This window comes from Pseudoclavibacter sp. Z016 (assembly GCF_002931215.1).
Taxonomy (GTDB): Bacteria; Actinomycetota; Actinomycetes; order Actinomycetales; family Microbacteriaceae; genus Pseudoclavibacter.
Window position 1 is genome coordinate 945,334 of record NZ_PSTU01000011.1, and the last position, 15,792, is coordinate 961,125.

The 15,792-nt window shown below is 69.4% G+C and carries 14 protein-coding genes; 2 read left to right on the forward strand and 12 right to left on the reverse strand.

Annotated elements, in window-relative coordinates:
- Nucleotides 1–3: 3 nt before the first annotated feature.
- On the forward strand, nt 4–855 hold the full coding sequence (locus tag C5B99_RS10520) for a Cof-type HAD-IIB family hydrolase (protein WP_181064985.1): 852 nt from the start codon (nt 4–6) through the stop codon (nt 853–855).
- Nucleotides 856–892: 37 nt separating this feature from the next.
- Here C5B99_RS10520 and C5B99_RS10525 read toward each other — a convergent pair whose 3' ends face one another.
- From C5B99_RS10525 to C5B99_RS10545, 5 genes are all read right to left on the reverse strand, one after another.
- On the reverse strand, nt 893–1,951 hold the full coding sequence (locus C5B99_RS10525) for a magnesium and cobalt transport protein CorA (RefSeq protein WP_104241670.1): 1,059 nt from the start codon (nt 1,949–1,951) through the stop codon (nt 893–895).
- A 149-nt stretch (nt 1,952–2,100) separates the two neighbouring features.
- The gene (locus tag C5B99_RS10530; protein ID WP_104241671.1) at nt 2,101–3,042 is read right to left on the reverse strand and encodes an alpha/beta hydrolase; all 942 of its coding nucleotides are present in this window, start codon (nt 3,040–3,042) and stop codon (nt 2,101–2,103) included.
- Between the two features lie 206 nt (nt 3,043–3,248).
- Nucleotides 3,249–3,431: a hypothetical protein gene (locus tag C5B99_RS10535; protein ID WP_104241672.1), complete on the reverse strand. Its 183-nt coding sequence runs from the start codon at nt 3,429–3,431 to the stop codon at nt 3,249–3,251.
- Between the two features lie 126 nt (nt 3,432–3,557).
- Entirely contained in the window at nt 3,558–4,055 is a 498-nt protein-coding gene (locus C5B99_RS10540; protein ID WP_104241673.1) for an Asp23/Gls24 family envelope stress response protein, read from the reverse strand.
- 127 nt (nt 4,056–4,182) lie between these two features.
- Nucleotides 4,183–5,721, reverse strand: a complete 1,539-nt coding sequence (locus C5B99_RS10545; RefSeq protein WP_219819632.1) for a GMC family oxidoreductase — start codon at nt 5,719–5,721, stop codon at nt 4,183–4,185.
- 369 nt (nt 5,722–6,090) lie between these two features.
- Here C5B99_RS10545 and C5B99_RS10550 point away from each other — a divergent pair, with 369 nt between their 5' ends.
- Nucleotides 6,091–7,527, forward strand: coding sequence for a cytosine permease (locus tag C5B99_RS10550; protein WP_104241675.1), 1,437 nt, complete (start codon nt 6,091–6,093; stop codon nt 7,525–7,527).
- Between the two features lie 180 nt (nt 7,528–7,707).
- Here C5B99_RS10550 and C5B99_RS10555 read toward each other — a convergent pair whose 3' ends face one another.
- The 7 genes from C5B99_RS10555 to C5B99_RS10585 all read right to left on the reverse strand — a co-directional run bounded on the left by C5B99_RS10555 (nt 7,708) and on the right by C5B99_RS10585 (nt 15,561).
- Nucleotides 7,708–9,714: a primary-amine oxidase gene (locus C5B99_RS10555; protein WP_104241676.1), complete on the reverse strand. Its 2,007-nt coding sequence runs from the start codon at nt 9,712–9,714 to the stop codon at nt 7,708–7,710.
- A gap of 92 nt (nt 9,715–9,806) precedes the next feature.
- Complete coding sequence (locus C5B99_RS10560) at nt 9,807–11,300, reverse strand: aldehyde dehydrogenase family protein (RefSeq protein WP_104241677.1); 1,494 nt, start codon at nt 11,298–11,300, stop codon at nt 9,807–9,809.
- 191 nt (nt 11,301–11,491) lie between these two features.
- Nucleotides 11,492–11,974: a hypothetical protein gene (locus C5B99_RS10565; RefSeq protein WP_146081982.1), complete on the reverse strand. Its 483-nt coding sequence runs from the start codon at nt 11,972–11,974 to the stop codon at nt 11,492–11,494.
- A gap of 15 nt (nt 11,975–11,989) precedes the next feature.
- The gene (locus C5B99_RS10570; protein WP_104241679.1) at nt 11,990–13,171 is read right to left on the reverse strand and encodes a M20 family metallopeptidase; all 1,182 of its coding nucleotides are present in this window, start codon (nt 13,169–13,171) and stop codon (nt 11,990–11,992) included.
- Nucleotides 13,164–13,835, reverse strand: coding sequence for a DUF1028 domain-containing protein (locus tag C5B99_RS10575; RefSeq protein ID WP_104241680.1), 672 nt, complete (start codon nt 13,833–13,835; stop codon nt 13,164–13,166). The genes C5B99_RS10570 and C5B99_RS10575 overlap by 8 nt, the downstream gene beginning before the upstream one ends.
- A complete protein-coding gene (locus C5B99_RS10580; RefSeq protein WP_104241681.1) occupies nt 13,832–14,266 on the reverse strand; it encodes a RidA family protein in 435 nt (144 codons plus the stop codon). The genes C5B99_RS10575 and C5B99_RS10580 overlap by 4 nt, the downstream gene beginning before the upstream one ends.
- Nucleotides 14,263–15,561, reverse strand: coding sequence for an NAD(P)/FAD-dependent oxidoreductase (locus C5B99_RS10585; protein WP_104241682.1), 1,299 nt, complete (start codon nt 15,559–15,561; stop codon nt 14,263–14,265). The genes C5B99_RS10580 and C5B99_RS10585 overlap by 4 nt, the downstream gene beginning before the upstream one ends.
- Nucleotides 15,562–15,792: the final 231 nt, after the last annotated feature.

Genomic DNA, 15,792 nt, shown 5'->3' on the forward strand with positions numbered 1-15,792 from the left:
CAGGTGACGATCAGCACCACTTCTCGGCGGGCCGTGTTCCTCGACATCGACGGAACCCTGACGGACGGGCTCGGCAACGTGCCACCCTCAGCGGCGGCGGCCATCCACGCGGCCCAGTCCAGGGGTCACCTCGTCTTCCTCGCGACCGGCCGGAGCCCGCTCGAGATCGACCCCCGAGTGGAGGAGATCGGCTTCGACGGCATGGTCGCGGGCGCGGGCGCCTACGTGCAGCACGCGGGCACCTGGCTCGTGGACCTGCACCTGGACGAGGCGGACGCCCGCTCGCTGGCCGCGGAGCTGGACGATCTCGGCATCGACTACAGCCTGCAGGGGCGACACGGGATGCACACGACCGAGGGGCACCGTTCGCGCATGCGGCGCCTGCTCACGGGGTTCGGCTACACGGACATCGAGAACTCGGGCCTGCGGCACCACGTCGTCGACTCCGGCCCGATGAAGTTCGACCAGACCGCCAAGGTCGTGTTCAGCAGCGACGACGAGGCCTCCTTCGATCGAGTGCAGGCCCGACTCGGGAGCGCCTACGCGATCGTCGGCGGCACCATGCCGGGCCTCGGCAACGGCGGGGGCGAGATCTCGATGCGCGGCGTCCACAAGGCGGCGGCGATCGAGGCCCTGCTCCCCGTGCTCGGCCTCGGCATGGAGGACACGATCGCCGTCGGAGACAGCGGCAACGACCTCGAGATGCTGGTCGCGTGCGGCGTTGGCGTCGCGATGGGCAACGGGACCGCCGAGGCCAAGGCTGCCGCCGACCTCGTCACCGGGGCGGTGGACGAGGACGGACTCCACGCGGCGTTCGTGCGTCTCGGCCTCGTCGAGGCGCACGCAGGCCGGTGAGCTCACCGGCGGTCGGCGACACCTCGTCGGACACGGCCTAGAGCCACTTCTTCCATTTGAAGACCGACCAGAGGACGACGCCGAGCGCTAGCATCCCGAAGAGCGCGAGCGGGTACCCCCATTCGGCCTCGAGCTCCGGCATGTTCGTGAAGTTCATGCCGTAGACCGTGCCGACGAGGCTCGGGGCGAAGAGGATCGCCGCCCAGCTGGTGATCTTCTTGATCTCCTCGTTCTGGGCGATGCTCTGCTCGGAGAGCTTCTTCGTCTCCTCGCTCTGCGCGAGGCTGGCCTCCGAGAGTTCCCGCATGGCCTCGTTCTGCTGCTGCGTGACCAACGTGCTGTGCACGGTCAGGGCGTTCTCCAACAGCACTCGGAAGGAGTCGGCGCGCTCCGCGATGCGCAGCGAATGGTCGAGGACGTCTCGGTAGCGGGCGCGGAGCTCCTCGCTGGTGTTGTACTTCTCGGCGCCCCGCAGGAGCGCTTCGAGGATGGTTCGCAGCGGACTCGTCGCCCGCTGGAAGTTGATGACCTCGCCGAGGAGCTCGTAGATGCGGCGCGTGACGCGTTCGTCGCCCGCGAAGAGCTGATCCTCGATCTCGTCGATGTCGTTCTCGAGGCCGGCGGTCACGGGGGCGTATCCGTCGACGACCTGGTCGAGCACCGAGTAGAGGACAGCCTCGGGGCCGAGGCTCAGGAGGGCGGGACTCTGCTCCATCCGGTGCCGGACGTCTCCCAGCTCCGGGCGTGCCGCGTGCCTGACCGTGACGACGAACTCGGGGCCGACGAACAGGTGGATCTCGCCGAAGTGCACCGTCTCGGTGGCATCGACGTACCAGGCGGGTCGGAGCACCACGAAGAGGGTGCTGCCGTAGCGTTCGATCTTCGGCCGCTGGTGCCCGACCCGTGCATCCTCGACGGCGAGCGGATGCAGATCGAACTCCTTGGCGACCGCGTCGAGCTCCTCGTTGCTCGGCTGGAAGAGGCCGATCCAGGCCATGCCAGCGTGCTCGCGCAGCTTCTCGAACGTCTCATCGAGCGTCACCGGGGTGAAGCAGCGACGCCCCTTCACGTAGATCCCATTGTCGATCAAGGCCATGGCTGCCCTCCTAGCACGTCGGATGTCGGTGGGGCTTCCACGGCAGCTGAGCGATCAGCCGCGGACCATGGTGCCGCCCCGCCGACTGACACTACTTCCTCGCACGTCGACAACCAGCCGCCGATGCATCCCCCGGCAAGCGAGAACCCTCAGAGGGAACGCGCCAGCTGCCACTCCCGGAAGTCCTGCGCGATCTCGGCGGCGTGCGTGTGGTGGAGGTAGTGCTCCCCATCCACGGGAATGACCGTGCCGTCGCTGACCTCGGCGGCCTGCCGCTCGTGCAGGCCGATCCAGTCGCCGTTGTTCGCGTTGTCGGCCTCCACGAAGAGGAGGAGCGGCAACTGCTCCGGGAAGCTCGTGCCGAGCGCGTTCCCGAAGTTGCTCCCGAAGTGGTCCATCTCGTCGAGGTAGGTCGGGCTGAGCGAGTTCCGGTTGCTGATGAGCGTGATCTGCTCGCGAGCTTCATCGGTGTAGACGGGCTCGTCGTAGCCGACTCCCCCGATGGCGGTGATGAGTCGCATGAGGCCGAGGTTCCTGACCGCTGCGAAGAGGCCCGTCGGGAACTCCTCGTCCATGCCCGGCTGACCGGGGACGCTGGTGTCGATCCCCACGAACGCCGTCACCTCGTCGGGGTAGCGCTCGGCGAACTCGAGCCCGTAGATGCCGGCGATGGAGTGGCCCATGAGGATGTAGCGATCGACGCCGAGCTCTTGCAGCGCCGCGTGAACCTCCGCGACGACGTTCTCCGTCGTGCGCTCTCGATCCGTGCCATCGCTGAGCCCGTAGCCGAACGGCTCGACGACGATGACGCGGTGATCCCGCGCCAGGTCGTCGACCAGGGGCTGGAAGTCGAGGACCGGGGACGCCGTGCCGGAGCCGGGGAGCAGCACGATCGTGTCGGCGGCGTCGCCCGCGACGAGGACGTTCATCTGGCGACCGTCGACGTCGACCTTCTGCCCGTACTGCTCGATCCGGCCGCTCTCGATCCCAGACGCCACCGCGTGCACGACCGTCGTCGACACCAACGCGAGCGCAACCACCGTGCATACCGCCGCAACCCCGAGCAGTGCCCTCTTCACGAACTTCTTCACTCACGCCTCTCCTGCGGCGCACCACGCGCCGACCAGATGAGTCTTCCGCTCGGACTGGCCGAGCACATCGGCCGAAGGCCTGAGTTCTGGCCTTCAGCCGATGGCGTCCTCAGGCGTGGACCGACCGAGCGGCGACCGCGACGGCCTCTGCGACGGCGGCCGGGCTCGGCCACGGGAACGGGTGGGCTTTATGCACGGACGCAGGATCAGCGTCGACGGCCGCGGCTGCTCGAGCTCCGCTTCGAGCGGGCACCGTGCTTGGACTTGCCGGACTTCTTGGACTTCGCGGTGTGCTTGGCGCGGGCGTCCGCCTGCTGCTGGCGCTTCTTCTTGGCGCTGCGCTTCTTGACGACGATTCCGAGCACGAAGGTGACGATTCGCAGGAACATGGGTGACTCGCTTTCGGGGTGTGTTAACTGGCGCGGCCTGGCCGCCGATCGGCGGCCAGGCCGGCTGAGGTGATGGGTTCCGAGGGCAGGCACCCGCTTGGAGGCGCGCTGGCTTCGTGCTGCTGACTACTCGACGCGCGCTCCTGCGGGCTCTTCCTGGTTGTCGTCGCTCGGCAGGTGCACGTCGTTGATGGTGACGTTCACCTCGGTGACCTCGAGGCCGACGATCGACTCGACGGCGCGGATCACGTCGGCGCGGACGCCGTCGGCGACGTCCTGCAGCGAGACCGGGTACTCGGCGACGATCGTGATGTCGACGGCGACCTGCTTCTCGCCGACCTCGACGCTCACGCCCTGGCTCTGGTCGCTCGCGTTGAGCGCATTGCGGATGGCGCCGATCGCGCGGGCCGCACCGCCACCGAGGTCGTAGACCCCACGGGCTTCGCGGGCAGCGATGCCCGCGACACGGGCGACGACGCTGTCGACGACGGTCGTCGTGCCGTGGGTGGAGGCGAGCTCAGTGCCCGCGTGGCCGGACGTCACGACGCTCTTCGAGGCCGCGTCCGTCTTCGGCGCTGCCACGGTGCTGGGGGTGGCGGAAGCGTTGGGGGTGACGTTCGTCATGGGATGCTCTCCTTGGTTTCGAGCCCTGGTGCCGGTGCACCGCTGTGGGGCGTTACAAGGGAGACGTGGTCCACCGCCATTGCGTCACAAAGTTCTCGAGCCTCTCGGCGAACACTCAGGGAAAAGCTCAGCGCGCCCCGGCGTCCTCGCGGATGAAGTCGACGGCGCGCTCCGCAACCGTCATGACCGTGCCGACCGGGTTCAGCGCCGGGATCGTGGGGAAGACCGACGCGTCGGCGATGCGCAGGCCCTCGATGCCGTGCACGCGCAGCCTCGAGTCGACCACCGCGAGCGCATCCCCCGCCGCGCCCATCCGTGCCGTGCAGGACACGTGGTAGACGGTCTGGTGCGTCGCGCGGAGCACTTCGGAGAGCTCCTCGTCGGACACGACGTCGGGGCCGGGGAACACCTCCCGCACGAGGTGCGAGGCGAACGGCTCCTGCTGCGCGACTCGGCGCGCGAGCTTGGCGCCCTCGACGAGCATGGCCTCGTCGCGGCCGTCCGCATCGGTGAAGTACTCGTAGTCGATGGACGGGGCCTCGTCGGGCGACGGGGACGTAATCCACACGCGTCCGCGACTGCGCGGCTTCGCGACGTTCGGCGCGAGCGACACGTTGTTGGCCGGGATGTCCGCGCCGAACCGCTCGGCGTGCACCGTCCAGGAGTGGAGCGGGATGTGCGTCGAGATGTCGGGGACGGCGCTCTCTGGGTCGACGCGCACGACGTAGCCGGCATCCCAGCCCGTCGCGCACACCTCGGAGCGCTCGCCGCTCGCCTCCCAGACGACGAGGCCCTCCGCGTGATCCTGGAGGTTCTCGCCGACCCCGGCCAGGTCGAGGATGGGCTCAACGCCGGCAGCTCGCAGCACCTCGGCTGGGCCGATTCCGGATCGCTGCAGGAGCGCCGGGGTGTCGATGGCACCGCAGCTCAGGACGACCTCGCGCCGCGCCGTGATCTGGTGCGCTTCGCCGCGCTCGGGCCGCACGAGGACGCCCGTGACACGGCCGCCCTCGATGGTCAGTCGCTCGACGATGGAGCTCAGCACGACCGTCAGGTTCGGCCGGTCGAGGTTGTCGTGGAGGTAGGCGCGCGAGCTCGAGGCTCGGTCGTTGTTCTCCGGGTAGTAGCCGATCTCGAAGAAGCCAGCGCCCTCGACGAACTCCTCGGCATTCCACCGGCGTCGCTGCGGCAGGTCGAGCGCCGCGGCGGCGGAGGTCACCGCATCCTGGATGTACGGATTGCGGTCAGCATCCGCGACCGGAACCATCGGCGCAGCGATCCGGTCGAAGGCCCGGCTCACCTCCTCGTAGCCCCACCCCTCGACTCCCGCCGCCGCCCACTCCTCGAGGTCGCCGCGCAGGGGACGCCAGCTGATCATGGTGTTCGCGGTCGAGCAGCCTCCGAGGATGCGCAGCCTGGCCTGACGGATGAACGAGTTGCCGCGGGCCTGCGGCACGCTGCGGTAGTCGAGGTCGTATTCGCCCTCGAGCATCTCGGCCCAGCGACGGATGCTGCCGGCTCGCGGCTCGTCGACGTCGCTGGGCCCAGCCTCGATGAGCGCGACGGTGACGCTCGGGTCCTCGCTCAAGCGCGACGCGACGATGCTCCCCGCTGTTCCGCCGCCGACGACGACGTAGTCGAACAGCTGCTGGACTTCTGCGTTCACGTGCGACTCCGCTCGGTTGATGCCGGTCTGCGACTCGGGCTCGCTCCCAGCATCCGAGCTTCGACCGTGGCGACGCAAATACGAAAGCCTGAAGACGTGCATCGCTTTCCGTGATGCAAAGTCGCCTCAACATTCCTGAAACGAATGGGAAACGCCGGGGCTCCATCCTGGGCCCTCCAGTGGATGCCGCGCGATGAACGCCGCGATCCGCCACCGCGGCGCATCTCGCGAAGCGATGCGGCTGATCGCCAATCGCTATCCACCGAGGGCCGCCGCGCGGCTAGGTTCGAAGCACGCAACCGCACTCCTTCCGCCAGATCTGAGGCCAGGACTGCGACGCGGCAACGACGCCGACCCCTGGAGTTCGCCATGCCCGAAACACCCGCAACATCCGTGGTCCAATTCGAGACCAGACACATCCTTCCCATCCCCGAGAACGAGCGGACCGGATCCGTCTGGTCGCTCTTCGCGATCTGGGTCGGCATCAACATGCTGCCCCTCACCGTCGTCACCGGGGCACTCGCCAGCGGCGGATTCGGCCTCTCGATCGGCTGGAGCATCGTCGCCATCCTGACGGGCAACCTCATCGGCGCGTTCGGAGCGGCCCTCCACGCCTCCCAGGGCCCGCACCTCGGGATCCCGCAGATGCTCCAGGCCCGTGCGCAGTTCGGCTACCTGGGCGGCAGCCTCCTGGCGGCCATCGCGCTGCTCATGTTCCTCGGCTTCTTCGCGAGCATCCTCGTGGTCGCGAAGGACAGCCTCGTCGCCGTCTTCCCCTGGCTCCCCGGCTCGCTGACCATCCCCGTGCTGGCCGTCGTCGGCATCGTCATCGCGATCGTCGGCTACGACCTGCTGCAGAAGATCATGAAGGTGCTCTCGACCCTCATCGCGGTCGCCGTCATCGTCGCGATGGTCGGGCTGCTCATGAACCCGGCGGTCACCTCGCAGCGCGCCGAGGCCGGCTTCACGACGGAGGGCTTCTTCGGGATGCTCGCCATCGGCATCGTCTGGCAGCTGGCCTACGCTCCCTACGTCTCCGACTACTCCCGGTATCTCCCCAAGAAGACGGGCCCCGCGGCGGCCTTCTGGGCGACCTACCTCGGGCTCGTCCTGAGCAGCGTGTTCGTCATGGTCCTCGGCGTGCTGCTCGGCGCCGCCAACCCGGAGAACCCGCTCGGCGCGCTCGCCGAGCTGCTCGGTCCCGTCGGCATCGTCGTGCTGCTGATCTTCGGCCTGACCGCCGCCGTCATCAACGCCGCCGAGCTGTACTCGGGTGTGATGTGCGCGCTCACCGCTGCGCAGTCGAGCTTCAGCCGCATCACGATCACGAGCCGCACCCGCGTGACGGCGACGATCATCTGCGGCGTCATCGCCACGTTGGGCGCGATGGCCGGCGACTCCGACTTCATGGTCGTCTTCCAGGGCTTCGTCGCGCTCCTGCTCTACGTGCTCATCCCCTGGTCCGCCATCAACCTCGTCGACTACTTCATCGTCCGAAAGGGCGAGTACGCCGTCGATGAGCTCTTCCAGCGCGACGGCGGACGCTACGGTCGCTGGAACGCCGTCGGCCTCGGCACCTACGCGCTCGGCCTTCTCGCGCAGGCACCGTTCATGATCTCCGCGTTCTACACGGGCCCGCTCGCGGCTCCCCTCGGGAACGTGGATGTCGCGTGGATCGTCGGCTTCGTCGTCAGCGCGGTCGCCTACCTGGTGCTCGTCAAGGTGACGAAGCGGGACGATGGCGACCTCGTGAGCGTGCCCGTCGCGGTGGACTCCACCGCTCCAGGGGCCGTCGCCAAAAGCTAACCCCGCACGGAGAAGGACATCGGGCCCGGAGCGAGTGCACTCGCTCCTGGCCCGATTCTCGGTGTCAGCGCCGCTTCTCGGTGTTCGCCCCGACCCTCGGCGCCGGCCCCGGCTCTCGGCCCACACGCGAAGGTGCGCCGCGCGGATCTCCGCGCGGCGCACCTTCGAGTCGTTCCTGGCCTACTCGGCGGGCATGCGACCGTACCTGCGCTCCGCGCTGTGCGAGCAGCAGGAGCCAGCCCCTCGTGTCGCCCAGTCGGGCACATCCAGCGCCGGGTTGCGGTCGAAGAAGCCGTACGGCTTCAGCTGGAGACGGTAGATGTCGACGGGCATGATCGGGAAGTCCTCCGGGCGCGGCAGGTGCGTTGGACCGAAGGAGTGCCAGACGACGATGTCTCCACCGTCGACGGACTCGGCATCGTCGACATACGCGGGAAGCCCCGCGCCGCCCGCGTGCTGGTTCGGGTACTTGCCGGCCGGCCAGCGCTCGTCCTCGTGGTACTTCGTGACCCACGTGTTGTGGGCGGCGAAGGTCGCTCGCTGGTAGACGCTCGACTCGGGGTCGGCGAGCAGCGTCGGCCACCCTTCGCCGAGCAGCTCGTACTCGGTCGACTTGCCGATCGCGTTGCGGCGCGCGTTCGACCCGATGTGCCAGGTCCGTCGCACCGAGCGGTCATCGTCGAAGCCGCCCTCGGTCTCGATCCGCTCGCGAGCCCACGTGAAGGCGTTGCCATAGGGGTTCTGCTCCCCCATCGGGATGCGTCGCACCTCCGACCTGTCGACGTAGTTGTCCGGTCCGTCGACTTCCATGTCGAGCCGCGCGCAGAAGATGTGCTGGTGCACCGGCGCGAACAGCCCCGGCGCGATCTCCAGCCGGTGCGCCTCGGACGCCCCCGGCACTCCCGAGCCGTTGAACACGAGCCCGGTCGCCTTGGCCTCGACCTCGATGGTGCCGTCGAGGTACAGGTGCCAGTAGAAGCCGTAGTCGTAGTTGCCGACCGTGGCGATGTAGGAGATGACGAGGCGCCGCTGCCGACGCACATCCGTTCCGTAGCCGAACTCGGTGTGCTTGTAGAGGATCGACGCGTCCTCCTCGTGCATGCAGATCGCCTGGGGCACGCGCATGGCGTGTCCGTGGTCGTCGTGGCTCATGCCGTCGAAGTAGTGGATGACGCCGAGGCAGTCGCAGCCGAGCGCAAGCGAGTTGGCGCTCTTGCCGAGGTAGTACTCGCCGGCGTCGAAGTAGCTGATCCAGTACCGGTTCCGGGAGGTGTCGCCGTAGGGCACGATCATCTCGGGAACGGAGCCGCGGTACATGATCGGTCGGCGCTCCTCGCCGTCGAGGAAGCTGAGCTGGTTGAGGACGAGCCCTTCCCGCGCGTTGAAGCCGACGCGGAACTGCCACCCTTCCCAGTCGACGAGGGAGCCGTCGACGGCGAAGCTCGGGCCTTCCGGCTGCGTGATCTCGATGGGTTTGAGCGTGGATCGCGCAGGCCCCACGTGCTCGTCGTCGTAGCGCCCTGAGGTCGCCGCGGTGACGACGTCGCCCTCGTCGAAGACGCTCACGACCTTCCCGGTCGTGAGGTCGATCGTCACGAGCAGGCCCTCGACGGGGTGCGCCCAGGCGACGTCGTCCGGGTGGTCGCGGAGGAACGTGAGGGAGCGGATCATCCGTCGCCCGATCTCGTCCTCGTAGCCGAAGTAGCCGGGGGCCAGCGGGGAGCAGAACGCGTCTTCGATGCGATCCTCGAGGCCGCGGCGGCGCATCGCGGCCTGCCATTCCTCGCTCGACTTGGCGATCTCCATCGCGCGGTCGTACTCCTCGAAGAGGTAGGCGGGCTGCCCGTAGGGGAACTCCCCGCTTGCCACCACGTCACGGGATGCGATGACGCCGGCGTCCAGGTCGACGACGTATTCGGTGGAGACGCCCGTGTCCGTCTCGAGCACGACGTACTCGACGCGGCGGCGCAGCGGGCCGCCCTCGGTGAAGCCGCGGACGAACTCCTTGTCCGGCTCGACGGGCATGACGCTCGGGAACCGGCTCTGCTCGGTGAGGAGCCCTTCGGCCTCGAGGATGGAACGGCCGCGCTCGATCTCGGTGGCGGTGAGCGGGTCGAGCGGATGCCGGACCTCGTCGAGGTGCGACACCCGCTGACCCGTGGTGTGCAGGGGTTCTGTTGTGGTCATGAGCGCCTCCTCGCGCGGAACGACGGGGACTCTCCCCGTCGGAGATCGGAAGCACCACTCGACCGTTGCGCGGTCGGGGTGCGGCACGCGGTTCAGCCGTGCTGGAACCAGGTGGTCTTGAGGCCGACGTAGTTGTCGATCGCGTGGCGGGACAGGTCGCGCCCGAACCCGGACTCGCGGAAGCCGCCGAACGGCGTCGTGAGGCCGAGCGCGTCGACGGTGTTGACCGAGACGGTTCCTGCGACGAGCCGGTCGGCGACACGGTGCGCCCTGGCGAAGTTCGAGGTCCAGACCGAGGCCGCGAGGCCGTAGGCGGAGTCGTTCGCCTGGCGGACGGCGTCGTCCTCGTCGTCGAAGGCGATGATGGTGGCGACGGGCCCGAAGAGCTCGTCGACGACCAGCGGGTGCTTCGCGTCGAGGCCTGCCACCGCGGTGGGCGCGTAGAACGCCCGCGACGCTCCGCGCTCGATGCGCTCGCCGCCGAAGAGGATGTCGCCAGCGGAGCGTCCAGCATCCACGGCACGCTCGATGTCGTCCGTGTGGGACTCGTTCACGAGCGCGCCGCCGCCGGTCGACCAGTCGAGGGGATCCCCGGGAGCGTAGGAGCTGGCGGCGAGCTGGAAGGCGGAGATGAAGGCGTCGAGCACGGGGCGCTGCACGTAGATGCGGGAGTTCGCCGAGCACACCTCGCCCTGGTTGTAGAAGGCGCCGAAGGCCGCCTTCTCGGCGGCGAGCTCGACCGACTCGACGTCGGCGAACACGAGGTTCGCGCTCTTGCCGCCAGCTTCGAGCGAGAGGCGCTTCATGTTGCTCTCGCCGGACGCCACGAGCAGTCGCTTCGAGACCGCAGTGGATCCGGTGAAAGTCAGGGCGTCGACGCCACGGTGCCGTGCGAGGGCTTCGCCGACCACGCGGCCGGAGCCCGTGACGACGTTCAGGACACCGGCGGGCACCCCTGCCTCGACGGCGAGCTCCGCCAGCAGGAGCGCGGTCAGCGACGACTCGGAGGCCGGCTTCAGGACGACGCTGTTCCCGACCGCGAGCGCGGGCGCGATCTTCCAGCAGGCGATCTCCATGGGGTAGTTCCACGGCGTGATGGCGGCGACGACGCCGAGCGGCACGCGCGAGACGACGGCAGTCGAGCCAGGGGGCGTCGATGGCACCTCGTCGCCGAGCTTGTCGGCGAGTTCCGCGTACCAGCGGATGGTCGCGACGGACCCGGGAACATCCACGGTCATGGACTGCCCGATCGGCTTGCCCATGTCGAGGGTCTCGAGGAGGGCGAACTCCTCGGCGCGGAGCTCGACGAGGTCCGCCCAGCGCTGCATGATCAGGCCCCGGTCGGCGGCGGCGAGGCCGCTCCACGTGCCGGCCTCGAACGAGGCCCTGGCCGTCGCGACGGCTCGCTCGGTGTCCTGCGTGGTCCCGGCGGCGACTGCGGCGAACGCCTGGGCCGTCGCGGGGTTGATGCTGGAGACGACGGCGCCGTCCGACGCGTGGGCGCGGACGCCGTCGATGAAGAGGCGCCCATCTGGCGTGAGGGACTGGGCGCGGGCGTGCCAGTCGATCGAGGTGGGCTCTTCCATCTGCGTCTCCATTCGTCGGGGGCACTCGGGTCGTGCTCTGGAATGCTCAGCGGTGTCGTCGACCCGCGCGTGGCCGAGCGACATCGCTGTCGGTGGTGCATCCACACTGCGTCACGTCGGCACATCTACCAAGCACACGATTTCGATCTACTGCATCTGCATCTTCGATGCCGACGTTGTCGCAGGCAGGCTCACCCGGCGAGCGTCGCCACGAGCATCCAGGCCACCATCGTCGCGTTGACGGCGAACGACACCTGCCCGAGCCGCGGACCCATGGCGAGGTCTCGCCACAGCAGCCCGCGTGCCGTCAGCCAGGCGAACGCCGTCGCGGCGGCGATGAGGTGCGCGAGCTGCACGCTCCCCTGGCCCCCGTGGTGCGACGACGCCATGGTCGCCTCGCCGGCGTGGCCCGCGAGGAAGCCAGCCACGAGCAGCGCGAGCATGGCCAGCTCGTCCACGAGGGCCGGCAGGTGCTGGCCGTCCCTCCGGCATCGACGGGCGGTCGCCATGCAGAGCAGGTAGATCAGCACCGCTCCCCCGACGTGCAGCATCGGCTCGTGCGCACTCACGAGGCACGGGATCATCGCGACGAGCATGACCGCGTGGTGCACCCACCAGGAGGCTCCCGGTCGTTGCCCCTCGGTCCGCGGGAGGCCCCTCACCATGGTGCTCATGAGCGAGGCGGGGCGTCAGCCCTCGCCGAGGCCGTCCGAGCGGGACGCGGATGCTGCGGCGGACGCGACATCGATGACCGTCCAGGCGATCAGCACCGACGCATCCACCAGCGCACGCTCGGCGGCGGGCCCGACGCAGGCCGCTGCGAACTCCTTCTGGTGATTGGCGAAAGGCAGCGAGTCGACGCCGATGTACGGGTGGATCGCGGGGACGAGCTGCGAGACGTTGCCCATGTCGGTGGAGGCGCGGTTCATGCGACCGGCAGTCGACGGGTCGGCGAAGACCCGACCGCGGGCGATCGCGTTGGCCGTGTACGCCGCCAGCGCCTTCTCGTCGGTCCGGAACTCCGCGTATGGCTTGCTCTCCGGCTCGATGCGCAGCGTGCTGCCGCTCGCCAGCGCCCCCGCCTCGAAGCAGCGGTTCACGCGCTCCTCGAGCCGGTGCAGCTCCTCGAGCGTGTTGGCGCGCACGTACCAGCGCCCCTCCGTGTGCTCGGGGATCGCGTTCGGCGCGAACCCACCGACCGTCTGGATACCGTGCACGCGCGTGTCGGCGGGCAGCTGCTGTCGGAGCAGCCCGAGCGCGAGCTGCGCGATGAGGAACGCGTCGTTCGCGTTGACGCCCTCGTCCGGATACGCCGCGGCGTGCGCCGAAACCCCCTCGTAGGTGATGTGGCTGTGGGAGACCGCGAACGGCCTCGCCTCGGCGACGTCGACGGGGGCAGGATGCACCATGATCGCGAGGTCGAGGTCGGCGAACGCTCCGGCCTCGATGAGCTCGATCTTTCCTCCGCCGCCCTCTTCCGCGGGTGTCCCGTAGACGCGCACCGTCACGCCGAGCTCCTCGGCGAGCGGGAGGAGCGCGAGGCCCGCCCCGACTGCGGAGGCCGCGATCAGGTTGTGGCCGCACGCGTGCCCGAGCCCCGGGAGGGCGTCGTACTCGGCCATGATGCCGATCTTGAGCGGCCCCGTGCCGTACTCGGCGAGGATGGCCGTCGCGAAGCCGAGGTAGGCGCGCTGCACCGCGAAGCCCGCATCCTCCAGCGCCGTCGCGACCCACGCGGCAGCCTGGTGCTCCTGCCACGCGGTCTCCGGGTTGGCGTGCAGTCGCTCGGAGAGCGCGATGAGCGACGGCGCCGCCTCCGAGACGCGCTCGTCTGCGCGGCGCTTGGCGTCCTCGATGCTGAGGTCACTCATCTCCGGGCACCCCATAGGAAGGAGCCACCGTCGGGTCGATGCCGCGGGAGACGTAGTCGTCGCGCTGCGGCAGCCAGACCTCGAGGAGGTCGCCAAGCTCGGCGACTGGGTCGGCGTCCGTCCAGTCGACGCGAAGGTCGGTCACCCGCCAGCCAGCGGCCCGAACCACGGAGAGCCCCGCCGAGTGCACCGGCCCAGCCTCGCCGCCGGCCGCGATGGCCGCCCGCAACGCAGCGAGCAGCCGCTCCTCCAGCTCGCCCGCGGCGCTGCCGAAGGCGGCCACCATGAGGTCTGGAATCGTGGCCGCTGCGAGCATGTTTCCGCCCGCGGCGACCCCCTGGCCCTGGCTGTCGCCGAAGATGCCGAGCGCCCGGCCGCCCGAGTAGACGGCCGACCCGCCAGCCGCATCCACGACCAGCAGCTGCCGGTACTCGATGTGCTCCGTCTGCGCGGTGACGGTGTCGAGCGCCTCCTGAGCCGACGCGCCCGTGCGCAACGCCTCGAGCAGGATCGGTCCGAGCCTCGGGTCGGTCACGTTCTGCGAGTTGACGGCACCGACACCATCGGCGAGGTGCGTGCACCGCGCGGCCACTGCAGGCGACGACGAGCAGATCGCGGAGCCGAGGGCTCCCGTCTCGTCTCTGGCCACGATGGAGAACGTCACTGGGCATCCCCGTCCGCCGGCGTGCTGATGACGGCCGTCGCGTCGATCTCGACGAGCCACTCGGGGCGCGCGAGGGCGCTCACCACGATGCCGGTCGACACGGGATGCACACCCTTCAGCCACCGTCCCATGACGCGATAGACGGGCTCCCGGTAGCGCGGGTCGATGATGTAGACGGTCACCTTCACGATGTCGTCGAGCGACGAGCCTGCCTCGTCGAGCAGCATGGCGATGTTCGCCATCGCCTTCTCCGCCTGCGCCTCGACATCGCCGATCCCGACGGACTCGCGCGACTCCAGGTCCTGGCCGATCTGCCCGCGCAGGTAGACGACTCCGCCGGCCACGACCGCCTGACAGAGATCGTTGTCGAGGTTCTGCTCGGGATAGGTCACCTTCGTGTTGAAGGGGCGGATGCGGGTGTGCGTGGTCATCGCGAAGCTCCGATCGAGGCGGGGACGGGGGCGCTGCTGGTACTGGGTTCCGTGCGGTAGTCGGCGTAGCCGCGCTGGATCATGATCTGGTCGGCGACGTAGCTCGCGTCGTGCCAGACGCCCCAGATGAAGCTCGAGCCGCGCCGGGACTGCCACGGCAGGCCGAGGAAGTAGATGCCGGGTTCCGTCGAGACGCCACGCTGCTGCTTGGGGCGACCGCGCTCGTCCACGGCCTCGACCGGCAGCCAGCTGTAGTCGACGGCGAAGCCGGTCGCCCAGATGATCGAGGTGATGCCTGCCTCAGCCAGGTCGAGCTGTGCGAGCGGATGCTCGACGCACTCCGGGATGGGACCGAAGACGCGCGCTTCCGGCTCCTCCGGGAGGTCCATCCCGTTGCGCGCGATGAACGCATCCGCCTCGTCGAGGACGGACAGGTAGTTGGCGTCGCCGTCGGCGATGTTCTTGGCCAGGTCCGGCCCGAAGCTGATGACCCCGCCCTCGCAGCTGTTCGTGCGACCCACGAGCGTGATGCCGCTCGCCGCGAGCGCACGGAAGTCGACCGTGTGCCCGCCTCTCGCGCCGCTGACGGCAATCGTCACATGCTCCGCGCCGCGAGGCGGCGCCGAGGCCTCCCACTTGCCGAGCACGCCGAGCCACCAGACGAAGTCGCGATCCCGGTAGGCACGCGGCGGGCGGTCGTGGGGGCCGACGGAGAGGAAGACCTCCCGGCCGGAGCGGCGCAGCTCATCGGCGATCTGCACGCCGGAGGAGCCTGCGCCGACCACGAGGACCGCGCCGTCGGCCAGCTGCTCCGGGTTGCGGTACGCGCTCGAGTGGAGCTGCTCGATGCCGGTCTCGGCCGGCACGATCGCCGGGAACACGGGCCGCTGGAATGGCCCGGTGGCGGCCACGACGTAGCGCGCATCGATCTGGCCTTCGCTCGTCTGCACGTGGAAGCCGGGAACGCCCTCGCGCCTGCGCACCTCGGTGACCTCGACTCCGCAGCGGACCGGGGCGCCGAAGCGCTCCGCGTACTGCTCGAAGTAGTCGGCCATCTGGTCCTTGGTCGCGAACGCGTCAGGCGCGACGCCCTCGATCTCCATCGACGGGAACCGGTCGTGCCAGGCCGGCCCGTTGGCGACGAGCGAATCCCAGCGGCCCGTCCGCCACCGCTCGGCGACGCGCTCCCGCTCGATCACGAGGTGCGGCACCCCACGTCTCGTCAGGTGCTCGCTCATCGCGACTCCGGCCTGGCCGGCACCCACGACGAGCACTTCCGTCTCCTGGAACGACATACGAACCTCCATGCTGGCGAAGAAACTCGCTCGCGAGCCACACCCCGGCCGAAGCCGGAAGCACCTGATCGCTGGGCGGCCACGTCGTCCGCCCCGAGTGACTCCCACCAAACCCCACCGCGGAAGTGGCGGCAAATATGCGTTGCCGAGGCAGTCCATCGAATCTCTTGATGTGGGTCCGTCGTCGCCGGGAATCTCGGGCCACGAGGGCTTCTCGGCCTCCCAGAACGG